Consider the following 25298-nt stretch of genomic DNA (forward strand, 5'->3'; position numbering starts at 1 on the left):
TTTTTTTGATATTGTCAATTTGCGGGCCGCCAGGCGGCATCCAGCACACGCAGCCAGTTCTGGCCGAGAAGTTTGAGAACGAGCGTTTCGCTCCAGCCGCGCGCCAGCATGCGGGCAGTGATGTTGGGCACCTCGCCGATGCGCTCGATGCCCTTCGGCTTGGAAATCTTGACGGTCGCGAATTCCGTCAGCGTGCGGGCCGTGCCCTTGTCGCGGTTGGCCCAGAGCTGCCAGGGGCCGGGGCGCGGCCGATCCTGCGAGAAATCCGTGCCGATGCCGACATGGTCCTCGCCGACGAGATCGATGACATAGGCCATGGCGTCGAGATAATCCTCGACCGTGGCGTCGTTTCCGGCCGCAAGTCCCGGCGCAAAAAGGCTGATGCCGATGATGCCGCCCTTTTCCGCGCAGGCCTTGAACAGTTCATCCGGCTTGTTGCGCTTAACGTCGCGCAGCGCCCGCGGCAGCACATGCGAGATGCAGACCGGCGCTTGCGAGCGGGCGATGACATCCGCCGTGGTTCTGTCACCGACATGGCTCAGATCGCAGAGCACGCCAACGCGGTTCATCTCCGCCAGCACCTCGCGGCCAAAGCCTGTCAGGCCGCTGTCGTTTTCTTCAAGGTAACCGGCACCGGAATAGTTCTGGGTATTGTAGGTCAGCTGCATGATGCCGACGCCGAGATCCTTGAAAATCTCGACATAATCCAGCTTGTCCTCGAGCGGCGAGGTGTTCTGCCAGCCGATGATGATGCCGGTCCTGTTTTCGGCCTTGGCCGCATGAATATCGGCAACCGTGCGCACCGGGCGGATCAGGTCGTCGTTTTCCCGCAGGAAACGCTTCCATTCGCTGACATAACCGATGCCCTCGCGAAAGTTTTCCCAGATCACGCTGGAGACATTGACGGCGGTGAGGCCGCCGGCGCGCATGTCCTCGAATATGGACCTGCTCCACTGGCAGGTTTGCAGACCGTCGATGACGATGGCCTCATTGTGAAGTTTTGCGGCATCGGTCATGCGGATGTCCTCACTGCGGATTGTGAAAGCTGCTGCTTGAGCGCCCCAAGGGCGCGGCTTGCGAATTCCAGACGGTCCTGCCCCCAGAAGAGTTCGCCGTTCACCACATAGGTCGGCGTGCCGAAAATCCCGAGGCGTTCGGCCTCTGCCAGATTTCCCTGCCATTCCGCCACGATGTCTTGCCGTTGCGGATCGCGCACGAGGGCAGCGCCTTCCGAGCCGAGAACCGCCTGCGCGATGGCGCGGAGCGTCTCGGTATCGGCAATGTCACGATCTTCGCTCCACAAGGCGCGCTGGATGGCGAAGGACAGGCCGATCGCATCGAGCCCGGCCTTCTGCGCGGCGATGACGAGCTGCGCGGCCCGTTCGATGGTGGCGCAGGGATAGAATTTCGGCGCAAGGTTGAGGGGCATGTTGAGATATCGACGCCACCGGTCCAGCTCCACGGCATGATAGCTCTGCCGGGCATCCGGGCGGCTGCGCAGCGGAATACCGCCATTGGCCTCGATGATGCGGATGGGCCGCAGGACGATTTCGGCACTATGCGTGCGGGCGACGTCCACGGCCCGTGGCGCACCGAAATAGGCCCATGGCGAGGAAATCCCGTAAAATATCTCCAGTTTCAGCGCCGCTTCAGCCATTGGCATGCTCCTTGATCCTGTCCTGCGCGTCCGCGTCGCGCCATTCATCGCCGGTGATTTCAGCGGCGTCGTGGTTCATGAAAGTATCGAAATGACGGGCGCGATCTTCGACGAAGAGAGACCGCGCGATGCCCTGCGCCAGCCGCTCCGCCCCCGGGCTTATGGCCGGAATGCCGCTGGTGATTTTCCCGTGGGAGGGAACGGCCGGATAGGCAAAACAATGGATGAGGGAAATCGCCTCCGCCTTGGCGGGCGGCAGATCCGGTTTCGGCAGAAACTCGAAGGCCGGCCCGAGATAGGGATAGGACCCCAGCGCGTCATTCTCCTCACCGGCGGGCGGCTGATAGGCATCGCGCCAGAGCAGGACGCGGTCGTTCAGCGCGGTAAATTCCGGCCGCCGGGCGAAATCGACATCGAAGCCGGTGGCGAAAATGATGAGATCGGAGAAATAGCGCCCCTTCGGGGTCTCGATTTCCACCGCATCACCCACTTCCGTCAGGCTGAGAACGGGACTGCCGAGATGGAAGAACGCCTTGTCATGGCGCGAGACCCGGAGGACGCTATGGCGCGGCGGCGGGATCTGTGTGCGCTCCGCCTCGACCATGAAGGCCCAGCGGTCGGCATCGGGCAGGCCGATATAACCATGGGTCATACCAAGGCTGGCGATGCCACCGAATTTTTCGACGCGCGGGATATCGGGCCTGCGAATGAAAAGATCGACACGGGCGGCCCCCGCTTCCAGCGCTGCGGCCGCATTGTCCATCGCCGAAGCCCCGGCGCCGACCACAGCAACACGCTTGCCGCGCAGTGCGCTCACGTCAAATATATCACCGCTATGGCGCACGAAGCGGGCGGGCACCATTTTCGCCACATCCGGCAGGCGCGGCGCACCGAGACCATCCAGCCCAGTTGCCAAAATCACCCGACGCGCCAGAACATTGCTACGGCCTTCCGGCCCCTGTAACTCAAGATCGAGCAGACCATCCTCACGCAAACCGAGGCCGGCAAGTTCGGTGTCGTTGCTCACCGGCAGCGCCAACACATTGCGATACCACACCATGTAAGCCATCCACGCTTCACGCCGTATAAGATGCATGTCCTCATAAGCGCGTACACCGAACTGCGCCTCGAACCATGCGCGGAATGTCAGGGAGGGTATGCCGAGCGCCGGCCCGGCCAGTTCCTTGCGGGTACGCAATGTCTCCATGCGCGCACTGGTGACCCACGGGCCCTCCCGCCCGCTGGGCGCCCTGTCGAAAGCGCGGATATTGTCGATCCCGGCAAATGAAAGAGCAGCAAGCGCGGTCAGCCCGCAGAGCCCGGCGCCGATAACGGCGACATCCAGCACTTCGGAACCGTTGAGAGAGGTGCGCGGCACCCACGGCTTTGCCGGTCGCTCAAGCAGGGCGAGTTCCTGCGCAAGCCTCGCCTCCAGCGCGGGCAAGCCGCCCGCATTCACAGACACTGCCTCGATTTTGCGATCTTCCATCATGTTATTTCTGAATTAATAGGTGTTAAAAATTCTATTTAAGCATTATAAGAAACACAGAAGCGGAAATCCGGAAAGCAAAAATCTTCTAATTATTGGGGATTTTTGGCAAAGTTTGGCGCTTACCGTCGTAATGGCAGACCGAGGCGAGTGATCTTGGTCAGTCCACGGCGTCGACCACGCGGGGGCGGGTCAGCGGCAAGCCATGGGATTTGCGAGTGCCGGGCGTTGGCCGGGCCCAATGGTCCTGGAATTGATGCGCGTGAAGGTACTGCCAAGTTGTTTGAATCAGGTCTGACGATAATAGCAAGCCAGCGGTTAGGCGGCCATTTCGGCAGTGTAGTCATGCCATAGCATCAAGTCGTCAGCGCGCGCATGACGATAGGAGACAGCCGTGAGTTTGTGGCGACGAGGGCGGAAAATCAGGTTGATCTGATCATGAGCGGAAAGAAACCTTTGCGCCTGTTTCGCCGACTTGAACCGCCCCATGATCTTCTCCCGTTTTCGGGTTAGACGGTGTGAGTTTTCAATTCTATTGTTCAAGCCCTTATGAGCACGATGATCGGCATTTGGCGCGATAGCCTGTATCGGCTTAACATAGCTGCCAAGCTTGTCCGTCACGACGACGCGAGGCTGGCCAAATTATCGGACCAGTCTGGAGAAGAAACGCTTGGCGGCCTTGGTATTGCGGCGTGCTTGAACCAGGATGTCGAGAACATCGCCTTGCGCATCAATTGCGCGCCAGAGCCAGAATGTCCTCCCGCTGATCGTGATGACGACCTCATCCATATGCCACTTGTCATTCGGCCTTGGCCGGTCCTTGCGAATGCAATTGGCAAAATGGCGGCCAAAGCGATTGATCCAAAGGCGAACGGTTTCCCGGCTGACGATCACGCCACGCTCAGCAAGCAGGTCTTCAACATCGGCCGTGCTCAGCGCAAACCGGTAGTAGGCCCATACCGCATAAGCAACAATCTCACGCGGAAATCGAAACCCCTTCAACCGGGGAAAAGAACTGGGTAATTTCATGCGGCATCGATACCCGAAACAGTCAAGTCAAACAACTTGGCAATGCCACCCCGGGTTGAGCTTCGAGGAAGCCTTTAGTCGGGGCTGGGTCCTCAAGCTGCTTGGTTTCGAAACCGCAGTCCTCTTAAGATGGATCGTCTGCTTACGATCACGCAGGATGTTGCTGAATGCCCAGGCCGCCATCGACGGTCAGGCATGTCGCGTTCATGAAAGGGCATTCATCGGAGATCATGAAGACGGCTGCCATTGCGATTTCGTCCGGAGTGGCAATACGACCCCCGGGATGAAGCTTCATGGTCTCCGCCTCCGCCGCCACGGGATCGGGGAAGCTATTCCAGTAATCGATGACCTTCTGAGTCGCGACATATCCGGGCGCCAGCGCGTTCACCCGTATATTTCTGGACGCATATTCGATGCCAAGCGACTTGGTCATGCCCATAAGCGCATGCTTTGCCAGCGGATAGGGAAACGTATGCGGAATGATCGTGAAGGCATGCGTCGAGGCGATGTTCAGCACCACGCCACCGCCCGCTTGTATCATGCCCGGAAGCGTCGCCCGGCAACAATACCACGCCCCCTTGAGATTGATATCGAAGCAGCGCTGCCATTCCTCGTCGCTGGTTTCCAGCGGCTCGGCAAAGACGTTGACCCCGGCATTGTTGACGAGTGCGTTGATCCGACCGATCCCACCTGCCGCTTTTTCTACAGCCGCTTCAATCGCCTTTGCATCCGTAATGTCCGCCGCCATCCAGCCGAGCTTGCCCCCGCCATCTTGAAGTGCGCGCGCCTCGCGTTCGAGGAGATCGGCGTCGCGATCAATCAGGAACAAGGCGGCATTTTCGCGAAGAAATGCCTTGGCAAGAGCAAGGCCGATACCCTGCGCCGCGCCTGTTATGAAGATGCGTTTGCCGGAAAGCCTTCCAACCATGCTGTTCACCCCACTTACCACTCGGCAAAGCTGCCATCGGCATGACGCCAGATCGGGTTGCGCCAGCGGTGACCCTGCTTGGCGCGCTCGATGACATAAGCCTCGTCTATTTCAATACCAAGGCCCGGCCCCTGCGGGATAGAGACGAAGCCATCCGCATACTGGAACACATCCTTGTTGGAGATGTAATCCAGAATGTCGTTGCTCTTGTTGTAGTGAATGCCAAGGCTCTGCTCCTGGATGAACGCGTTATAGGATACGGCGTCCAACTGCAGGCAGGCGGCGAGTGCGATCGGCCCCAGAGGGCAATGCGGCGCGAGCGCCACGTCATAGGCCTCCGCCATGGCGGCGATCTTTCGGCATTCGGTAATGCCGCCGGCGTGCGACAGGTCCGGCTGGATGATATCGACATAGCCGCCTTCGAAGACGGATTTGAAGTCCCAGCGTGAATAAAGCCTCTCACCCAGCGCAATCGGCGTCGAGGTATGGTTGGCGATCTCTTTCAGCGCTTCCTTGTTTTCGGAAAGCACCGGCTCTTCGATGAACATCAGCTTGTAAGGCTCAAGCTCCTTGGCGAGCACCTTTGCCATCGGCTTGTGAACCCGACCGTGGAAATCGACGCCGATGCCGATATGCGGACCGACTGCTTCACGGATAATGGCAATCGTCTCGACAGCCTTCTCGACCTTTTCGTTGGTATCGACGATCTGCATCTCTTCGCAGCCGTTCAACTTGATGGCCTTGAAACCGCGCGCTACGACGTCTCTGGCATTTTGCGCGACGTCTGAGGGCCGATCGCCGCCAATCCAGGAATAGACCTTGATACGGTCGCGAAGCTGGCCTCCGAGAAGCGAGTGAACCGGCTGGCCGAGCGCTTTGCCCTTGATATCCCACAACGCCTGATCGATACCGGCGAGCGCGGACATGTGCACGGCGCCACCGCGATAGAAGCCGCCACGATAAAGCACCGTCCAGTGATCCTCGATGAGGAACGGATCTTTGCCGATGAGATAATCCGCCATTTCCTGCACTGCCGCCTCGACAGTCAGCGCGCGGCCTTCGACGACGGGTTCGCCCCACCCCGCGATACCTTCGTCCGTTTCGATCTTGAGGAAGAGCCAGCGTGGCGGGACGATGTAGGTGGTCAGCCTGGTAATTTTCATGAGATCAGTCCAATCAAGAAAGAATAAGATCAGCTGCCTTGCCAGCGGCAGCAAGAACGGCGGCATTGGTATTGCCGCTGACGATTGCCGGCATTAGCGAGGCGTCGACGACCCGAAGGCAGCGCGTGCCGCGCACCCCGAGCGTGGCGTCCAGAACCGCTTCCGGGTCACTGTCATGGCCCATTTTGCACGTGCCGACAGGATGATAGCCGGTCTTCACGGTGCGCCTGCAATGGGCCGCGATCGCCTCATCACTCGTCACCTCGGCACCGGGGAAGATTTCCCTGTCGATCAGGTCGCGCATGGGTGAGGCCGCAAGCACCCGACGCGCAAAACGAAAGCCGGCCATGGTCAGCTTCAGGTCGTCGGGATGAGCGAATATCTGCGTATCGACGATTGGATCTGCCGAGGCATCGCTGGAGGAAAGCGTGACCGAACCTCGGGCTTTCGGGCGAAGCAGCAACGAATTGATCGTCACGCCGTCACCTGGTTCCGTTCCCATGACATCGCGATCCAGATAGACGGTAGGCACACAGAACATCTGGATCGTAGGACGGTCATTATTGCCGTCCGGATCGTAGAAAGCGCATGTCTCGACACCTGTGGTGGAGGCAGGGCCGGATTTGAACATCAGGTATTGCAAACCGGCCTTGATCATCGGCCAGCCACGATCCTGCCCGTAATAGCCGAACGCCCCTTTTGTCGTGGCGACGACCGGGCATTCATAATGATCCTGCAAGTTCTTGCCCACGCCGGGAAGCGCGATTTTCGTTGCGATGCCGTGTTGCTGGAGATGATCTTCCGGGCCGATACCGGACAGCATCAGGAGCTTTGGCGTCTGGTAGGCCCCCGCCGCGAGGATGACCTCGACGCCGGCATCGGCTGTTTTTCTTGCGCCGTTTTCGACATAGTCGACGCCAATGGCACGGTTCCCATCCATGCGGATCGACGTGACAGTGGCGCCGGTCTCGATGGTTAGCTTCGGATTGTTCATGACCGGCGCCAGAAACGCGTCGACTGCGCTGGAACGCTTGCGGGTCATCCAGTCTATGGTGTGCTGCATGAAGCCGACACCGAACTGTTCGGCGCCGTTGAAGTCGGGATTATAGGGAATGCCCATGCCCTGAAGCGTTTTGACGTAGGTGCGCGTCATGGGACTTGTGTGACCAAGATGCGAAATCTTCAGCGGTCCGCCAACGCCGTGATATTCGCCCGCCAGATGGTCGTTGTCTTCCTGCGCCTTGAAATAGGGCAAAAGGTCACTGTAGGACCATGCACCGTCATTGTCAGAACCGGGCGTCGTGACGAGTTCATTCCAGAGATCAAAATCCGCCGCCTGCCCGCGCATATAGACCATGGCGTTGACGGTGCTTCCGCCGCCCAGCACCTTGCCCTGCGGCACGATGGGTCCGCGACCATCGAGCTGCGGTTGCGGCTTCGTGCTGTGCATGGCGAGATAGGTATCTTTCGCCAGGAACTTCATGTAACCCGCCGGAAAGTGCATGATGGGGCTGGCTTTGGCCGGCCCGCGCTCCAGCAACAGCACCCGCGCCCCGGACAAGACAAGACGCGCGGCGACGACACATGCCGAGCTGCCACCGCCGACGATGATATAGTCGAACCGCTTATCGGGCATTTTTAATCTCCAGATGCATGTGCATATTCATAGATCCCGCGGCTCAAGCCTGAAGCTGCCCGCCAGTTTTTCGCCGGGCGCCAGCACTTTAAGGTCTCCCAGGCCGGGAAGATGATGCCCGTTCGCCAGATGCGACATCGGTTCGAAACAGAAATAATCCCGCTCAAAAGAAGGATCGAATGTGGTGTCGGATACGAACATAAAGGCGTGCCTGAAAATCGGATCGGCAGTGAGCAGCAATTGCGCATGGCGCTCCGGCCAGACAATGGTCGCCTCTCCCGTCCATCCCTCATAACCATTATTGACCCAGCGTTCCGGCAGGGGAGCAGGCTCCTTGAAATCCAGATCGGCTGGTATCACTGTTCGTTCGCCCGGCAACCAACCCTCGACTTCCGTCCAGAAGTAATTGGCAGGAGCGTGCAGCGTCGTCTTCGGCGTCAGGGGGAAATAGGGATGCCAGCCAAGCCCGAAGGGCATCGGGCGCTCCCCCATGTTTTCCACGGCAAGGGTCAGCACGAGGCGATCATCTTCCAGCGTGAACGTCTGCACCGCCCGATAATGATAGGGCGTGGACGACCCGTGGCAGGTAAAGCTCATTTCGACGGATGTCGGCGTTCTTTTACCCACGGACCACTCGGCCTGCCAGCCCTCGCCATGCAGGTAATGCGGATCCCATGCAGTGTTGGCAGCAAGCGTATAGGCCCTGCCATCGAACTCGAAGCTGTTGTCTTTTACACGGTTCCCGAAAGGCACCAGTGGATAGCAGGATGAACCAAGGGCATCCGCATCGTCCGACTTTGCCGGACGCAGCAACGGCACGCGGCCAACGTCGATATCCTTCCAGAAGCCGAGGATGATACCGCACTGCGTCGAGATGCGCAGCGATAACGGTCCCGATTTCAGATCAATCATGGCCATGCCGCGTCATCCCCTGTTGCGCGACAGGCTGCGCTTGATCGCCTGAATATTGGCAAGCACGGCGATGACGATGATGAGACCGCGAACTACCTGCTGGAAGAACGGATTGATGCCGAGGAGAACAAGACCATTGCCGATAAGCGTGATGACGAGAACGCCAAGCAGCGTACCCAGCATAGAGCCACGGCCGCCGGAAAGCGCGGTCCCACCCACGACCACTGCCGCGATCACGTCAAATTCAAGACCGTTCGCCGCCGTTGCATTGCCCGAACCAAGACGCGAAACAAGAAGAATGCCTGATATGGCCGCCATCGCTCCGCCGATGGCAAAGAGCGCCACACGAATGCGTGCGACGTTGATGCCGCTGAGGAAGGCTGCATGTGCATTTCCGCCAACAGCGAAAACCGACCGACCAAAGGCGGTTTTTCTGCTGACGAAAGCAAAAATCGCAAACAGCACCAGCATGATAATGGCGGCGGGCGGAATGCCGAATACCGAGCGGTCGAGCGCATCCAGCATGTCGTTGCGGCCGATGGAAACCGGCAGCGCATCGGTTACGAAAAGCGCGATGCCGCGCAACGCGCTCCACATGCCGAGCGTGGCGACGAAAGACGGCACATCGAAATAGGCGCGCAGAATGCCGGAAATGGAGCCGAGCAACGCTCCGAACGCAATCGCCAGCACGAAGGCCGCGGGTGTGGGAACACCCCATTGCAGAAGAAATGCAAGCTCGACCGAGATGAAAGCCACCATCGGCCCGACACTGACATCGATTTCACCGGCAATAATGATGAGCGTCACTGCCCAGGCGGCAATGCCGATCGTCGCCGCATCACGCAGGATGTTGACCTGGTTATTGAACGACATGAAGCCGGGCGCAGTCGATGAAAAAACGACGTAAAGAACGGCAATGGCAAAGAACAGGCTAAGCTCGTTCATATGCTTCGAGAGGGCAAAGCCCCGGCTTGCAGTCTTCTGTGAAACAGCCTTTTTGGCAGTTTGATCGAGTGACATGGTCTGTCTCCCTCAATGTCCGGTAATGCAGGCAGCCATCAAGGTGTCCTGATCTATGTTGGGTGATTTGAACTCTTCGCGTAGCGCACCATCACGAAGAACGAGTGCGCGGTCGCAGACGAGCGGCAGTTCCTCGATTTCGCTGGAAACGAAAATAACGCTGCGACCTTCCGCGGCGAGCTGCCGGATAATGGCGTAGATCTGCGCTTTCGCCTCGATATCCACGCCGCGCGTTGGTTCGTCGAGAAGAAGAAAGCGGCTTCCGGCATAGACCCAGCGGCCGATGACGACCTTTTGCTGGTTTCCGCCCGAAAGTGTACCAATTGGCGTGTCGGTGCTGGCCGTCTTGATGTGGAGACGCTCAATGATGTCGCGTGTCGCCTGCGCCATGCGGCTGGCCGAGAGGATACCGTTACGACTGACGCCCGAGAAGTTGGTGGAAAGCGTGTTTTCGTCAACGCCAAGCAGCGGCACGATCCCCTCTTCCTTGCGGCTCTCCGGCGTATAGCCGAAGCCCATACCGACCATCTGCTTGTAACCGGCCGACTTGACCGAGCGTCCATCCACTAGAACATCACCGTCGTCGAAATCGCGCACGCCCATGATGGCTTGCAGCAGCTCCGTGCGGCCCGCGCCAAGCAGACCGGCAATGCCGAGCACCTCTCCCCTGTGGAGGGCGAAGGAAATCGACGAAAGCTTCGGGGCCAGCGCCAGATCCCGCACCTCCAGAACCACATCGGAAGACGCATGGTTTTCAAGCGCCGCGGCCTGGGAGGCTTCGGAACCGAGCATCAGCCTGACGATCTCGCGCGTATCGGCGCCTTTTACGTCGACCGTATCGATAATACGGCCATCACGCATGATCGTCGCGGAATGAGCGATCTGGCGAATTTCATTCATGCGATGGCTGACATAGATGACCGCGATCCCTTTCGCTGCCACATTTTTGACGGCAGCCATGACCTTTTCAGCCTCCGCTGCGGCCAGGGAACTTGTCGGCTCGTCGAGAATAATAAGCCTGGGCTGGCCCACCATGGCGCGGGCGATTTCAAGCAATTGCCGCTCCGCAGGGCTCAAGCCCGCTACGATACGATCCGCCGGAAGATCAAGGCCAAGGCTTGCCATCGCTTCTGCGGCTTCGGCTTCCATGGCTGCATATTGGATGACACCACCCTTGCGCGGCCAGCGCCCGAGAAACAGGTTCTCGGCAAGCGTCATGCCGGGTACGAGGCTGAGCTCCTGATAAACGACGCGCACGCCTTTTTTGAAGGATTCCTGCGCCCGCACAGAGCCGGACGACGATAGTTCGGAGCCGCCGATCGATACACTTCCGGTATCCGGTGTCTCGGCACCGGTCAGCATGCGGATCAGGGTCGATTTACCGGCGCCGTTCTTGCCGAGCAAAGCTCTCACCTCCCCCGGCGCCACCTCGAATGTGGCATCGTCAAGAGCGAGTACACCGGGGTAACGCCGCGTACATCCCTTGATCGAGGCGACGGCCGAAATATCTGGCAGACTGTTCTGGAAAACAGATGTCATGGGTCTTTCCATTGCTGTTGAAGCCGCCGATCGCCCGGCGGCTCTATCTGGCGGACCGCTCACGGAGCGGCGGCGACCAAAGGTTGATCAGGGGATGCCGTCAGCATGTGCCTTCAGCCAGCCCTTGCCATCTTCGGACGACTTGTAGAGATCGATATCGTAAGCGACCTTGATGCCCTCTGGCGGCTGACCGTCGATGGATTTGATCGCCTGAGCAAGCGCCAGCCTGCCGAGACCCTGGCCGGAAATATCGACAACAGCCTTGATGACCGAGAAGTCAGCCAGTTCCTGGGCAATTTCGGTGGTCATGTCACCGCCAAAGACAACCACTTTGCCGGTCTTGCCCTGGCTCTTAACCGCACGGGCCGCACCCAACGTGGCCCCACCCGCCTCACCAAAGAAGGCGTCGATATCCGGGTTGGAGGAAAGCATCGTGCTGGGGACCGAAACTGCCTTGTCGAGGATCGCTCCTTCCTGGTTGGCAACGATCTTCGCACCCGGCACCTTGGCCTGCAACGCCTCTTCGAAGCCCTTTCTGCGTGTAACGCAGACTTCGACGAATTCGCAGTTCAGAACCGCGATCTTCGGTGCTTCATTTTTCTGGGCGATGAAATAGTCTGCGGCCGCATCACCGAGCTTGCGACCGAAATCGAATGGATCGCCGACCGCATAAGCCGAGATATATTCCTTCATTTCGGCGTCGTTGAGGCATGTGTTGTAGCAGACCACCGGAATGCCCGCGTCATGCGCACGGCGGATTGCCCGGTAAGAGCCATCGGCTGAAACAGGCGATACGATAATGGCCTGAACGCCAGCGGAGATCAGGGAATCAATGAAGGAGGATTCCTTGCTGACATCGCCCTGTGCGTTTGTCTCGACAACATCAAGCTTGCGGCCGGCTTCCGCCGCTCCGCTCTGGATGCCCTTGCGCACACCCGCATAAAAACCCTGCGCATCCATATAGATTGCGCCGACTTTCAGATCTTCCTGCGCGGCAACGGTCGTTGCGCCCGCACATGCTGCCGCAGCCAGAAGTGCCACGTGTCTAATGAGCTTCATCTGCTCTCTCCCTGATAAAAACCCGACTGCCGGTGTCTCTCTCCACCATTCGGCACAACGAAACCTTAATTTAAGTCGGATAAATGTCAACTTAAATACGATTTATTTTTCGATTTGATCGTTTTGTCAGGATCATTCATATTATCGATTGAGTCCCTTCGTAATTTTCGGTTGCGGGTCGAGGCGAGCAGGCTTTTCACGCATGTCGGGAAAAGAAACAGAAGGATATCAGCACCGTGAAAAGCGGCCCCATTACCCAAGTGCTGACGGAGCACGGCACGCCGATTGCCCAGCACGGGAAACGCAGCGTGCGGGAAATGCTGCTCCACTGTCTTGTCGAGTTGATCGTCTCAGGCGCTTTTCCAGAGAACTCGACGCTTCCAAACGAAGCCGAACTGACAGAAAGGTTCAGCGTCAGCCGCACCAGCCTGCGGGAGGCAATGCAATATCTTTCAGCGCTCGGCATGGTGCGGTCGCGAACGCGGGCAGGCACAACCGTTTTGCCGCGTGAGAACTGGAACTATCTTGATCCGATCGTGCTGGATGTCATGCTGTCGGTAGGCGCTGACGACGCCTTTTATGCCTCGCTCATCGATGCCCGCCAGTTACTCGAACCGGCAGCGGCAGCGCAGGCGGCGGCAAATGCCAATGCCCGGCAATTGTACCATATTTCCAGGGCGTTCGAGAACATGGTGGAGGCCAATGCCCGCGATACCGAAGACTGGAGCCGTGCCGATCTGGATTTCCATACAGCGATCATCAATGCCAGCGGCAACTGGGTCTACCGCCAGTTCGCCACCGCCATTCGCGCCGCCCTGCTTGCAAGCTTCCGCCTGACCAATCGCGCCAGCCAGTCCCATGAACAGGCCATTTCAACACATCAGGACGTGCTTGAAGCGATACGGATGCGGCGTCCGGATGCGGCTCGCCAAGCGATGGAGCGGCTTATTGGTGTTGCACGAAGCGAGATGACGGACGCCTTGTCACGTGTCCGCAAACCATCTGATTCCGTTGAAAAGTAATCTTCCGGGCAAAAAACTGCGTATCGCCGACTGTTATCCGAGCGATACGCATCTGTGACATCACCAGTTGGTCACGGACCCATCGCGACGTTTGAGGTGAGGCGCTTCCCAGAACTCGAAGCTTTGCCGTGCGATCAGCTCCTCATTCACCTCGATGCCAAGACCGGGTGCATCCGAAACCGGGTAAAAAGGCCCCTCAAGTTTTGGCTGAACCGGGAAGAATTCGGAATTATCGAAACCGAGATGGGTTTCGGCGGGACTGGCGCGGGTTTCAAGCCAGGAGAAATTGGCAACCGTCGCCGAAAAATGGATCGTCGCGGCGGTGCAGATCGGCCCGAGCGGATTATGCGGCATCATGTCCACATAATGCGTTTCGCTCCATGCGGCGACCTTCATGCTCTCCGTTAAACCACCGACATTGCAGACATCGAGGCGATTGAACTGGTGGATGTCCCGCTCGATGTAAGGCTGGAACTGCCACTTCGATGAGAACTCCTCGCCGATGGCGAAGGGGACGTCGGTGAGACGCCGCAAGGCCTCGTAGGCACCGGGGGATTCATCACGAATAGGCTCTTCGAGAAAGTCCAGCGTACCCTTCGGCATTTTCTGGCAGAAGCTTGCCGCCTCCGCTACCGTCAGGCGGTGGTGATAATCAATGCCGAGCACCACATCGTCGCCCAGCACTTCGCGCGCCTTCACGCACCATTTCGCAGTGGTGGCGATGTGTTCGCGCGGCTCGTAAATCTCCTTGTTCTCGTGGCCGTCGGGCGAGAGACGCATGGCGGTCCAGCCATGTTCGACAAGCATCTGCGCCTGTTCGATCATCGCTTCACCGGGGGCTGCGAACGTGGTGGCGAATGTCGGAATGCGGTCGCGCTGCTTGCCCCCGAGCAGATCGTAGACCGGAACGCCAAGAGCTTTTCCCTTGATATCGAACAGGGCGATATCAATGGCGGAAATTGCCGCCTGCAAGACGCGGCCACCTTCGAAATACTGGCTGCGATACATTTCCTGCCAGAGCGCGCCGATCTTGAAGGGATCGCGGCCGCGCAGGAATTCGGCATAGTGCTCGAGCACGCCGACAACCGCCTTTTCGCGGCCGGAGAGACCGCTTTCGCCCCAGCCGAAAATGCCCTCATCGGTCTCGATCTTCACCAGAAGCTGGTTGCGGATACCGACCTTGACGGCGTAGCTCTTGAGCGCTGTGATTTTCATATCGTCTCTCCCCCTTACCAATGCCAGAGCGTGCCGTCTTCCAGACGGTTCACGGGCAGATAGGCGCGCTGATACGGATATTTCTCTGCGAGTTTCTCATCGATATCGACGCCATGGCCAATGGCATCACCGGGATGCAGATAGCCGTCCTTCAAACTCCATGCGCTTGGAAACACCTCGAGGATTTCCGGCAGATAACCGGAATATTCCTGAATACCGAAGTTCGGCACCCACAGGTCAAGATGGAGATTGGCGCCAAGGCAGATCGGCGACATGTCCATCGCGCCATGGCAGGCGGTGCGGACATTATAGATACCGGCAAAATCCATCACACGGCGAAGCGCCGTGATACCACCCGCATGGACCGAGGTCATGCGGATATAGTCGATCAACTGCTCTTCGATCAGCAGCCGGGCATCCCAGATCGTGTTGAACACTTCGCCGACGGCCAGCGGCGTCGTCGTATGCTTGCGGATCAGGCGAAAGCCTTCCTGATGCTCGGCAGCAACCGCATCCTCGAGCCAGAACAGCCGCGCAAATTCCAGATCCTTGCCGAGCCGCGCCGCCTCGATGGGCGTCAGGCGGTGATGCGTGTCGTGCAGCAGTTCAATGTCATCGCCATAGGCATCACGAACCGCTTCAAAAAGCTTCGGGATATGCCGCATATATTTCGATGTCGACCAGACTTCCTCATGCGGAACAGCGTCATCGACAGCGTTGTTGGTGACGGATTTCGCTCCGGTTCCGTAAACGCCGGGCAGACCGGGAATGCCGACCTGCACCCGAACGGCCTTGTAGCCCTGATCGATCCGTTTGCCGACGGCTTCTACCGCTTCATTGATATCCGTGCCCTGCGCATGGGTGTAGCAGAGTATCTTCTCACGGCTTGCGCCGCCAAAGAGCTGATAAAGCGGCATATTCGCAGCTTTGGCCTTGATATCCCAAAGTGCGGTATCGATGCCGGCAATGGCGGCCATCGTCACCGGACCGCGACGCCAATAGGCGCCCTTGTAGAAATATTGCCAGATATCTTCGATCCGCGAGGGATCGCGGCCGATCAGCAGCGGCGCCAGATGATCCTGAAGATAAGCGACGACCGCCTTTTCACGGCCGTTGAGCGTCGCGTCACCCACGCCGGTCAGGCCTTCGTCGGTGAATATCTTCACCGTCACGAAATTGCGGCCGGGCGAGCAAACGATGATTTTAACGTCGGTAATTTTCATGACTTATCCAATGGTGGAAAGGGTACGGGTGGGATCGTAGCGGAAGCGCTGGGCAAGGCGTCTCTCACGCGGATCTGGATGGGGAATGGCCGACAGCAGCGATCGCGTGTAGTCATGCTGCGGATCGTTGACGACCTGATCGGTGTCGCCCATCTCCACGATCTTGCCGCGATACATGACCGCAACGCGGTCGCACATGTAGCGGATGACGGACATGTCGTGAGAGATGAAGACGTAGGAAAGACCTAGCCGGTCCTGAAGGCTCATCATCAGGTCGAGCATCTGCGAGCGAAGCGAAACATCGAGCGCAGACGTCGCCTCATCCGCGACGATGAGGCGCGGCTTGACCGCGATTGCCCTTGCAATGCCGATACGCTGGCGCTGGCCACCGGAAAAAGCATGCGGATAGCGCTCGCGCCATGCGGGTTCCAACCCAACCTGCTGCATCAATTCGGCAACGCGATCTTCGACCTCGGCGCCTTTCATGCCGGCAAGTTTCAAAGGTTCTGCGATGATCTGGCCGACGGTTTTGCGCGGGCTGAGCGAACCAACGGGATCCTGAAAGATCGTCCGAACCTCGCGGCGGACGTCCTTCAACGTCGACTTGCCGGCGGTGCGAAGATCGACGGTGCTGCCATCCGGGCGGCGATAGCCGATCGTCCCGGCCTGCGGATCGTAAATGCGCAGGAGGCAGCGGCCCATGGTCGTCTTGCCGGACCCGGATTCGCCGACGATGCCAAGGGTTTCTCCCGGACGAACCGACAGGGACACGTCATCGACAGCCTTCAGGCCCGACGCAAAGGTGAGCGACAGGTTTTTGACATCGAGAAGCAGCGGCGTCTCAGTCGGTATCGCGGGGCGGCTCAGCCGCACCTCCGCCTTTTTCTCCAATTTGACGACCGAGCCGATCAGCCGGCGGGTATAATCATCCTGCGGCGCGTGGAAAATCTGCTCGACCGAGCCTTTCTCCATCACCTTGCCGCGATACATCACCAGTACTTCGTCGGCAATTTCCGCCACCACGCCCATATCGTGGGTGATGAACAAAACCGCCATGCCATGGCTCTTCTGGAGCTTCTTGATGAGATCGAGAATTTCCGCCTGCGTCGTCACATCGAGCGCCGTCGTCGGTTCGTCGGCGATCAGAACGGATGGATTGCAGGCAAGCGCCATGGCAATCATCACCCGCTGGCGCATGCCGCCGGAGAATTCGAACGTGTAGCGATCGATCGCCGTTTCGGGTCTCGGTATTTCCACCTGCCTGAGCAATTCGATGACGCGGGCGCGTTGCTCCTTCTTTGACGTTCCGAAATGGATGCGAAGCGCCTCGCCGATCTGCGTGCCGATGCGGTGGACCGGAGACAGCGAACTCATCGGTTCCTGAAAGATCATGGCGATCTCTTTACCACGCACCGAGCGGATCTCCTTGCCGCGCGGATCGAGCGTTGCAAGATCGGTCACGCTGCCATCCAGCCGTTTCAGCAGGATATGGCCGTATTCGATGCGTCCGGGCCTGTCGACGATCTGAAGGATCGAGCGCGCCGTCACCGATTTGCCCGAGCCGGACTCACCGACGACGCAGAGCGTCTGACCCCGTTTCAGCTCGAAGGAAACGCCATCCACGGCCTTGAAGATGCCGGTGCGGGTTGGAAAATAGGTCTTGAGATTTTCGACCTTGAGGATCGTGTCGTCACTGCTGGTCATGATACGGACTCGTATGGGTCTGCGGCATCGCGAAGGCCATCGCCGAGGAAATTGAGGGAAAGCACCGAGATCACGATCGCGGCGGCGGGCGTGAACAGCAGCCAGGGCGCCTGCGCCACCGCGCGGATGTTCTGCGCTTCCTGAAGGAGAACACCCCAGGAGATGATCGGCGGCTGAAGGCCGATACCGAGGAACGACAATGCGGTTTCAGCCAGGATCATCGACGGAATGGCAAGCGTCAGCGTCGCGATGATATGGCTCATGAAAGACGGCACGAGATGGCTGAAGATGATGCGGAATTCGCTCATCCCGTCCAGCCGTGCGGCGATGACGAAGTCCTCATTCCTCAACGACAGGAACTTGCCGCGCACCTCGCGTGCCAGACTGGTCCAGCCGATCAATGAGACGATAAGGGTAATGATGAAATAAGTTCGAAGCGGTGGCCACCCGATCGGAATCGCGGCGGCAAGCCCCATCCACAACGGGATCGTCGGAATGGATCGCAGCAACTCGATGGCACGCTGGATGACGAGATCGAGCCATCCGCCGAAAAAGCCGGAGATACCACCGATTGTGACGCCGAGAATGAGGCTCATGAACACGCCGACGAGGCCGATGGACAGCGATATCTGGGCGCCATGGACGACGCGACTGAAGATATCGCGCCCCAGACGGTCTGCACCGAAGATATAGAGACTGTCGCCGGGCTTGGGGTCGGTCAGACCGAACAGCTTGGTTTCCATCGGAATGAAGCCGAGCAGATGATAGGGCTGCTGAGCCTTGACGAAGAAGCCGACAGTGAGCGGCTTGGCCGGATCGGGCGTGAATTCCCGACGCATGGACTCCGTGTTCAGCGTCATCTTCAACTGGCTGACATGCGGCTTGAAAGAGCCGTCATGCATCAGCGATATCCATTGCGGCGGCGCATAGGTGAAGCGGGCATTGGTGGCGTTGGGATCAACCGGGGCGATGAAATCCGCAAAGGCCGCCACGAGATACATGACGATGATCACGACCAGGCTCACAAGGGCGATTTTATGCTTTTTGAACTTGAGCCAGAAGAGACGCCATTGTCCGGCAACGGCAATGTCCTTGTTGTGAAGATCGAGCGATGGGCCGGTATCCGGCGGAAGATGAGTGATATCTGTCATTGCAGCCGAATCCGCGGGTCAGTGATGGCAAGCAGGATGTCCGAAATCAGGGTGCCGATGATCGTCAGCACCGAGATCAGCAGGATGAGCGAGCCAGCGAGATACATGTCCTGGGCAAGCAGCGCGCGCAGCAGCAGCGGCCCGGTGGTGGGCAGGCTCATGACGACGGAGACGATGATTTCGCCTGAGATCACCGCCGGCAAAATCCAGCCCAGCGTGGAAATCAGCGGGTTGAGCGCCAGCCGCACCGGATAACGCATCAACAATTCGAATTCCGACATGCCTTTGGCGCGAGCCGTCGTGACATAGGGTTTCGAAAGCTCATCCAGCAGATTGGCGCGCATGATGCGCACGAGGGCAGCAAGCGAGCCGAGCCCGATGACGATAACCGGCAGCCAGACATGCTGGGAAAAGTCGATCAGCCTTGCGAAGCTCCAGGGCACATCGACAAATGCGGGTGAAAACAGCCCGCCGACGCTTTGCCCGAACCATGCGGACATGACGTACATGGCAGACAGCGCCATCAGGAAGTCCGGCACGGCCAGAAAGAAGAAGGCGAGAAAAGTCGCGGAATAATCGGAAATCGAATATTGCCGGACGGCCGACAGGATGCCGATGGGAATGGCGATTGCCCATACGAAGCACAGCGTCAGAAACGAGAGCAGAAGCGAGAAGCCGAGACGACTCCAGATCAGTTCCGTCACCGGACGTCCCAGCTCGAAGGAAATGCCGAAATCGCCTTGCGTGAGGATGCCCCAGATCCACTTGTAATATTGGAAATACATGGGCTGATCGAGACCATAACGCTCGCGCATGGCCTCTACCGTTCCCGCTTCCACCGCACCGCCCTGACTGGCCCAATCCGCCATCAGCGTCGTGAGGTAGTCACCGGGCGGCAGCTGGATGATGATGAAGGCGATGATGGAGACGGCAAACAGTGTCGGTATCGCAAACACCAGCCGCTTAAGAATAAAACGAAACATGGATCTCGCCGTTCGACGTGAAATGGATCGAAGGGACCGGCAGCGGCATTTACGCCACTGCCGGCGGGAAGAGCCTTATTGAGCAGGCTTGTCGAAATACCACTGCGTCAGCGTCGGCGCAGGATGCCAGAGATTGCCGGTGATCGGGATGCCGTTCACCACATTCTTCAGGTTCTTCGATGTCATCATGTATTTCGGCTTGGGCCGGGAAATACCGATATTGAGGAAGTTATCGGCTGAAAGCTCAAGGAACGCTTTCATCTTGTCGCGACGATTATCATCCGTCACGGCCGCGTTGACCTTATCGTAGGAAGCCATCAGCGCCTTGATCTCGGCCGGAGGCTCCTCGCCGGTGGCGTGGTTGGCGTACCATTCACTCCACTTCATGGCGAAGAAGATATCCGCCTTCTGGAATGGCATGTAGCAGCGCGGGTCGGTATAGACCTCGGAAAGGCCGCCGACGCAGTTCCAGATATAGGCGTCCTGCTCGTTCGCCGACCACATGGTGTTCAATCGCGCCCGGTCCGTGGTTCTGAGCTGGATATCGATGCCGACATCCTTGGCGTATTGCTGAACCATCTGCATGACATCGGGGTAGGACAGACCGAAGACATCCGCCACCATGAAGTTGATCGTCAGCCGCTTGCCGGTTTCATCCAGGCGGAAACCTTCCGCATCCTTCTTCGGCAATATCTTGTCGAGCATCTCGGCCGAGAGTTTGGGGTCGAACTGCGTGTACTGCGTCGCCTCGCGCTCGTTGTAGAGCTCGTGTTCGGGCTGCACCGCCACCTGCGCGGGTGTGCCCTGCCCCACATAGACCAGATCGATGATTTCCTGACGGTTGATGGCCTGGCTTAGCGCAATACGAAAATCCTTATTCTGGAAAATCTTGCGTTTGACCGGATCGGTGGAATTCAGGTTCAGCAGAATGGTGGCATCGTTTGCCGGCAGATCCTTCACATCCACGAACTTGTAATTGCCCGTCTCCTGCCCATCGAACAGAACCGACTTGAATGTCGCGTTGTTGATGTGGCGGAACGCGAAATCGAACTCGCCAGACGTCATCTTCAGCGCCATCAACTGCGGATCGTCGAGCTTGGCCCAGGTGATCGTGTCGATATAGGGAAGCTGATTGCCGGCGGTATCGACCTTCCAGTAATACGGGTTACGTGTGGCAACCACGCGGTCCTGATCCGCGTAAGGCACCGTCAGCACCCACGGGTTCATCGTCGGCAGCTCGAGATTCTGCCAATAAGCGGGCTGGAAGGTCAGCGAAACCTTGGAGTTGAACAGTGCGACCCAGTCGCCCGCAGCCGGGTTGGACTTCAGAATGGCTGGAATGCCATCCTTGTTGTACTTCTCATGAAACTGGCTGAGATAGTGCTTGGGGTAAATGACCGGCAGATGCCCCTGACCGTAGGCTAGCTGTTGCAGAAACAGGCCATAGGGCGACTCGAACTTGAACTCGACGGTGAGATCATCGATCTTCGTGACCTTCACCGGCTTTCCGCCCACCGTGAAGGTCGGGTTCTTTGCCGGAGACAGCGCCGGGTTCATGAAGACATCTTCATACCAGAACATGATGTCATCGGCCGTGAAGGGCTGGCCATCGCTCCACTTCAGGCCCTTGCGGAGCTTGAATGTGTAGGTCGTCGCATCGTCCGATGCTTTGAACTCCTCCGCAAGGGACGGCATGATCTTCTTCCACTGCGGATCCCAGCGAACCAGCAGCTCGTTGGCAATGGTGCGCGTCAGGTTGTACTGGTCGCCATTGGCGAGAATGGTCGTGCGCAGCGTGCCGCCATATTTGCCGACACCATCCACCATGGTTTCGACGAATGGCGTCTCTGGCAGACGCTCGGTGACGGCCGGCAGTTTGCCGCCTTTCACCTGCTCATCAAGCGCAGGTGCCTGCTTGTAATCGGCAGCCCATAAGGGGGCCGTTCCGCAAAGAAGTGCAGTCGTAAGTAGCGCGCCTGACAGGCCAAAGCGACGCGGTGTGAACCGGTAATTCATTTTTTCTCCTCCGATTGCCGGCTCCACCACCGGCATCCTCCCTGAAAACGGCGTCTCCTCGCCGTCTTGCGCACAAAAACTTCCAGATCGTACATTATTTGTCAACATAAATGTATGAACAGGATGTTTTCCTATTGGCAAAGGGGAGGAAAATACCTTAAATGCAACCTTATGAGCACCATAACAAAGCTTTCGTCACACACCCCGGATCCCGAGACAGCGGGCGATGAGGCCGAATTTTCGGTCTATGAGCGCCTGCGCGACGACATTATTCACGGGCGCCTGAAGGCAAATGAGCGGTTGAAGGTCACGGACCTCGCGAACCGAATGGGCACCTCGACCAATCCGGTCCGCGAAGCCCTGCAGCAATTGCGCGGCGAAGGCTTCGTCGTCATGGCGCCCAACCGTGGCGCGCGCGTGCGCCCGATAGACGAGGACTTCGTGCGCGACATCTGCGAGATCGAGGTTTTGATTGAGCCGGCTTTGACGCGCTGGTTTGTGGGAATTGCCACCAGGGCGGACATCGATGCGCTCGAGGACTTGCAGCAACGGATCGAGGAGCTCGACTTTGCGGATGAAGCCAGGCACTCAGACCTCGATCTGCAATTCCATCAGCTCATGTATGATCGACATTATAACCGGCACGCTGTCGATCTTTGGGTGCGTCACCGCCAGATTCTAGGGGCGATCAGCCGCCAGTTTTCCACCTCTGTGAAGCGTCAGCGGGATGTTATGAACGAACATAAGGAATTGTTGCGTTGCCTGAAGGTTCATGATGCGGAGGCTGCATCGGCTGCCATCGCCAAACATGTCTCCGGTTCGGGCGCGCACATCATTGAGCATATGCGCGTCTCGCGTCATACCAAATCCGATACGCCATAATCCGACGGCGCATCCGTCGCATGTGTCGTGACGATGCTGATCACCTTTTCTGAAAACTCCATTTCACTCAAAAGCACACCCGCAAGAACGCCATGAACCGCACCGGCTTTACCGGAGACCGTATGGTTTAAGTTATGCCGCCATGGCTGGCGCGTCCAGCATGGCGTAGTATCGTTCTTCGGCCTCGGCGGGCGGAATGTTTCCGATGGGCTCCAGAAGACGGCGGTGGTTGAACCAATCGACCCATCCCAGTGTGGCGAACTCCACAGCTTCGAAGTTGCGCCATGGTCCTCGCCGATGGATGACCTCGGCCTTGTAAAGACCGTTGATCGTTTCGGCGAGAGCGTTGTCGTAACTGTCGCCAACGCTTCCGATAGACGGCTCGATGCCCGCCTCTGCCAGCCGTTCGGAATAGCGAATGGACACGTATTGCGAGCCGCGGTCGGAATGATGAACCAGCCCGCCACGCTTGACGGGCCGCCGATCATGGATTGCCTGGTCGAGAGCATCGAGGACGAAGCCCGCGTGCGCCGTTCGACTGGCCCGCCAGCCAACGATACGGTGGGCGAAGGCATCGATAACAAAGGCCACGTAGACGAAGCCCTGCCAGGTCGCGACATAGGTGAAATCAGAAAGCCAGAGCATATTCGGCGCGGGAGCCTTGAAGTGGCGATTGACGCGGTCGAGCGGACACGGGGCAGACTTGTCCGATACGGTGGTTTTGATGGGCTTGCCACGAATGATGCCTTGAAGACCCATCATTCTCATGACCCTTGCAACGGTGCAGCGAGCGATATCGAAGCCTTCTCGCTGCAACTGTCGCCACACTTTCCGCACGCCATAGACCTGGAAGTTCTGGTTGAACACCCGGCGTATCTCGACTTTCATGGCAATATCATTGCGTTCGCGGGCCGATAGCCGACCCACGTCCGTGCGCTTGGCGACGACCTCATAATAGGTGGACGGGGCAATCGGCAGCAGTCTGCAGATCGGCTCGACGCCGAGCACCGAGCGGTGTTCGTCGATGGAGGAAATCATCGCTTCAGTGGGCGGTCGAGCTCCGCTTGGGCAAAATACGCCGAGGCTTTGCGTAGAATCTCATTCGCTTGACGAAGTTCACGGTTCTCCCGTTCCAGAGCCTTCATTTTCTCCGCCACGTCACTTGGCAAACCTGCACGCTTACAGCTGTCGACCTCGGCCTTCTTCACCCATTCATGCAGCGTATGCGCAGAGCAACCGATCTTGGCCGCTATCGATGATACCGCCGCCCAGCGGGAGGGATGTTCGGCTTCATGCTCCGTCACCATTCGAACGGCGCGGGCGCGGACTTCAGGAGAAAATTTGTTCGTCGTTTTGCTCGTCATAGACCCTACTTCTCACGAGTTGGGGTCTCCGGCAAACCCGGGGCGGTTCAAGTCGCCTCCTGTGGCTTGCCTTAATTGTCGACGTCACTCGACATCCTGGAGCTGGATGACATCGCCATACAAAGACCGAGAGTCGCAGCAATGCCGCCAACCAAAAAGACTGACGGATAACCTGCGTGATCGGCCAATACGCCAGCGATCGGGCCGGTGGCCCCATATGCGAGATCCTGGAAAGCGGCAAACCCGCCGATTGCAATTCCCCGCAGATGTGGGGGGATACGCTTTACCACCTCAGCTCCCATCGATGGAAACACCATTGAACAGCCAATACCCGTCAGGAACGCGCCGGCAAGTGCCGCGTATGGTCCAGGCGCAAGCCATATCAAAAACTGTCCACATGCTTCCACGATAAGCGAAAGAACCGCGATGCGCCTACCCCCGATCCGGTCAGGCAAGTGACCGCAAATCAAGCGCATCGCAACAAAGCCCACACCGAAGAAACTCAGGCCCAGTCCTGCATGTGACCAGCCCTGGCGGAGAAAATACAGCGGGAAGAACGCGCCCAATGCGGCAAAACCAATACCCTGCAATCCGACGGCTGCGCCCAGACGCCAGATGCGCCCCACAACTCTCCAGATGGATTCTCTAGGCCCGACATGAGGCTGAACGGCGGGAAGCCAATGGATCGCAACTAGACCAATGAGGGGAAGGACTGTGCAGGCAACCATCAGCCCGACAAATCCGGTTTGTTCAAGAAGCGCCAACCCGAGGGGTCCGCCTGCGGCAAATGCTCCGTACATGCCCATACCGACGAGAGAAATAACCCTGCCGGAACGAGCGGGCCCCATGAGGCCAATCGCCCAGCTCATCATTCCCACCAATGCGACGCTTTCGCCGAGTCCGAGCAGCAGTCTGCCGGCGATGAGCACGATGTAGCTTGCTGAAGCAGATAATCCCGGCAGGGCTGCGGCCAGGCAGATCACACCAGACGCAGCGTAGACCAACAGGCCACGCTCCATCGTGAGTTTCCCACCAACCCTGTCGGACCAGACACCGGCGCGCCCCCGTGTCAGGATTGTTGAAAGGAAAGCGATCCCCACCGCGAGGCCACCCCACGCGTTACCGAAGCCAAGGGTTTCCACGACATGGACTGGCACTGCCGGCAATGACATGGCGACGGTAAGATAGGATAGAAAAAGAGAGGCTGTCAGACCGATTACACGGCGCATGGCCAGGTCGGGTTGCTGTGATGACGTCATGGGACGCACTCCATTTTGAGTATAAAAGTGCGTTGGTTGACGTGAAC

General features: G+C 58.5%; 20 protein-coding genes, 2 pseudogenes and 1 other annotated feature. Of the genes and pseudogenes, 3 read left to right on the forward strand and 19 right to left on the reverse strand.

The annotated features are described in order from the left end of the window. Positions 1 to 14: 14 nt before the first annotated feature. Genes QSV77_RS23835 through QSV77_RS23845 form a run of 3 tightly spaced genes read right to left on the reverse strand, consistent with a single transcriptional unit; the run spans position 15 to position 3149 of the window. Positions 15 to 1016 (reverse strand): dipeptidase, encoded by a 1002-nt coding sequence (locus tag QSV77_RS23835; RefSeq protein ID WP_302735350.1) that lies wholly within the window; start codon positions 1014 to 1016, stop codon positions 15 to 17. Further along, complete coding sequence (locus tag QSV77_RS23840; protein ID WP_302735351.1) at positions 1013 to 1657, reverse strand: 2-hydroxychromene-2-carboxylate isomerase; 645 nt, start codon at positions 1655 to 1657, stop codon at positions 1013 to 1015. Before QSV77_RS23840 ends, QSV77_RS23835 begins: the two co-directional genes overlap by 4 nt. Continuing rightward, complete coding sequence (locus QSV77_RS23845) at positions 1650 to 3149, reverse strand: NAD(P)-binding domain-containing protein (protein ID WP_302735352.1); 1500 nt, start codon at positions 3147 to 3149, stop codon at positions 1650 to 1652. The genes QSV77_RS23840 and QSV77_RS23845 overlap by 8 nt, the downstream gene beginning before the upstream one ends. A gap of 134 nt (positions 3150 to 3283) precedes the next feature. Between QSV77_RS23845 and QSV77_RS23850 the strand changes: the two are divergent. Further along, positions 3284 to 3391: pseudogene (locus QSV77_RS23850) on the forward strand (damage-inducible mutagenesis protein); the annotation flags it as partial. Between the two features lie 73 nt (positions 3392 to 3464). On the opposite strand, the pseudogene QSV77_RS23855 reads toward QSV77_RS23850, so the two are convergent. The 8 genes and pseudogenes from QSV77_RS23855 to QSV77_RS23890 form a co-directional block, all read right to left on the reverse strand. Then, positions 3465 to 4175 (reverse strand): annotated as a pseudogene (locus QSV77_RS23855) (IS6 family transposase). A gap of 148 nt (positions 4176 to 4323) precedes the next feature. Beyond that, entirely contained in the window at positions 4324 to 5103 is a 780-nt protein-coding gene (locus QSV77_RS23860) for an SDR family oxidoreductase (RefSeq protein ID WP_302735353.1), read from the reverse strand. A 14-nt stretch (positions 5104 to 5117) separates the two neighbouring features. After that, the gene (dgoD, locus tag QSV77_RS23865; protein ID WP_302735354.1) at positions 5118 to 6266 is read right to left on the reverse strand and encodes a galactonate dehydratase; all 1149 of its coding nucleotides are present in this window, start codon (positions 6264 to 6266) and stop codon (positions 5118 to 5120) included. A 13-nt stretch (positions 6267 to 6279) separates the two neighbouring features. Continuing rightward, complete coding sequence (locus QSV77_RS23870; RefSeq protein WP_302735355.1) at positions 6280 to 7902, reverse strand: GMC family oxidoreductase; 1623 nt, start codon at positions 7900 to 7902, stop codon at positions 6280 to 6282. 27 nt (positions 7903 to 7929) lie between these two features. Next, entirely contained in the window at positions 7930 to 8820 is an 891-nt protein-coding gene (locus QSV77_RS23875) for an aldose 1-epimerase (protein WP_302735356.1), read from the reverse strand. Positions 8821 to 8826: 6 nt separating this feature from the next. After that, positions 8827 to 9834, reverse strand: coding sequence for an ABC transporter permease (locus tag QSV77_RS23880; protein ID WP_302735357.1), 1008 nt, complete (start codon positions 9832 to 9834; stop codon positions 8827 to 8829). Between the two features lie 12 nt (positions 9835 to 9846). Next, positions 9847 to 11373 carry a sugar ABC transporter ATP-binding protein gene (locus tag QSV77_RS23885; RefSeq protein ID WP_302735358.1) on the reverse strand — a complete coding sequence of 509 codons (1527 nt, stop codon included), beginning with the start codon at positions 11371 to 11373 and terminating at the stop codon, positions 9847 to 9849. A gap of 87 nt (positions 11374 to 11460) precedes the next feature. Further along, positions 11461 to 12432 (reverse strand): substrate-binding domain-containing protein, encoded by a 972-nt coding sequence (locus tag QSV77_RS23890; protein WP_302735359.1) that lies wholly within the window; start codon positions 12430 to 12432, stop codon positions 11461 to 11463. Positions 12433 to 12749: 317 nt separating this feature from the next. Here QSV77_RS23890 and QSV77_RS23895 point away from each other — a divergent pair, with 317 nt between their 5' ends. Next, positions 12750 to 13454 (forward strand): FadR/GntR family transcriptional regulator, encoded by a 705-nt coding sequence (locus tag QSV77_RS23895; protein WP_302735531.1) that lies wholly within the window; start codon positions 12750 to 12752, stop codon positions 13452 to 13454. A 60-nt stretch (positions 13455 to 13514) separates the two neighbouring features. Here QSV77_RS23895 and QSV77_RS23900 read toward each other — a convergent pair whose 3' ends face one another. From QSV77_RS23900 to QSV77_RS23925, 6 genes are all read right to left on the reverse strand, one after another. After that, positions 13515 to 14669, reverse strand: coding sequence for a mandelate racemase/muconate lactonizing enzyme family protein (locus tag QSV77_RS23900; protein ID WP_302735360.1), 1155 nt, complete (start codon positions 14667 to 14669; stop codon positions 13515 to 13517). A gap of 14 nt (positions 14670 to 14683) precedes the next feature. Next, positions 14684 to 15892, reverse strand: a complete 1209-nt coding sequence (gene manD / locus QSV77_RS23905; RefSeq protein WP_302735361.1) for a D-mannonate dehydratase ManD — start codon at positions 15890 to 15892, stop codon at positions 14684 to 14686. A gap of 3 nt (positions 15893 to 15895) precedes the next feature. Next, complete coding sequence (locus tag QSV77_RS23910) at positions 15896 to 17596, reverse strand: ABC transporter ATP-binding protein (protein WP_302735362.1); 1701 nt, start codon at positions 17594 to 17596, stop codon at positions 15896 to 15898. Next, positions 17593 to 18747, reverse strand: coding sequence for an ABC transporter permease (locus QSV77_RS23915; RefSeq protein ID WP_302735363.1), 1155 nt, complete (start codon positions 18745 to 18747; stop codon positions 17593 to 17595). Before QSV77_RS23915 ends, QSV77_RS23910 begins: the two co-directional genes overlap by 4 nt. After that, positions 18744 to 19730, reverse strand: a complete 987-nt coding sequence (locus QSV77_RS23920) for an ABC transporter permease (RefSeq protein ID WP_302735364.1) — start codon at positions 19728 to 19730, stop codon at positions 18744 to 18746. Before QSV77_RS23920 ends, QSV77_RS23915 begins: the two co-directional genes overlap by 4 nt. Positions 19731 to 19805: 75 nt before the next feature. Beyond that, positions 19806 to 21746: an ABC transporter substrate-binding protein gene (locus QSV77_RS23925; protein WP_302735365.1), complete on the reverse strand. Its 1941-nt coding sequence runs from the start codon at positions 21744 to 21746 to the stop codon at positions 19806 to 19808. A gap of 171 nt (positions 21747 to 21917) precedes the next feature. Here QSV77_RS23925 and QSV77_RS23930 point away from each other — a divergent pair, with 171 nt between their 5' ends. Continuing rightward, a complete protein-coding gene (locus QSV77_RS23930; RefSeq protein WP_302735532.1) occupies positions 21918 to 22628 on the forward strand; it encodes a GntR family transcriptional regulator in 711 nt (236 codons plus the stop codon). Positions 22629 to 22760: 132 nt separating this feature from the next. Here QSV77_RS23930 and QSV77_RS23935 read toward each other — a convergent pair. Then, positions 22761 to 23992 (reverse strand): IS3 family transposase gene (locus tag QSV77_RS23935; RefSeq protein ID WP_302735366.1). Its coding sequence is split into 2 segments (ribosomal slippage): positions 22761 to 23701 and positions 23701 to 23992, totalling 1233 coding nucleotides; the frame shifts between segments, so codons are not numbered across the junction. Then, positions 23592 to 23708: a sequence feature (AL1L pseudoknot), on the reverse strand. It overlaps the preceding gene by 117 nt. Positions 23993 to 24063: 71 nt before the next feature. Further along, positions 24064 to 25251 carry an MFS transporter gene (locus tag QSV77_RS23940; protein ID WP_302735367.1) on the reverse strand — a complete coding sequence of 396 codons (1188 nt, stop codon included), beginning with the start codon at positions 25249 to 25251 and terminating at the stop codon, positions 24064 to 24066. Between the last annotated feature and the right edge of the window lie 47 nt (positions 25252 to 25298).

It is taken from the genome of Agrobacterium sp. V1 (assembly GCF_030518355.1).
GTDB classification, from domain to species: domain Bacteria; phylum Pseudomonadota; class Alphaproteobacteria; order Rhizobiales; family Rhizobiaceae; genus Agrobacterium; species Agrobacterium cucumeris.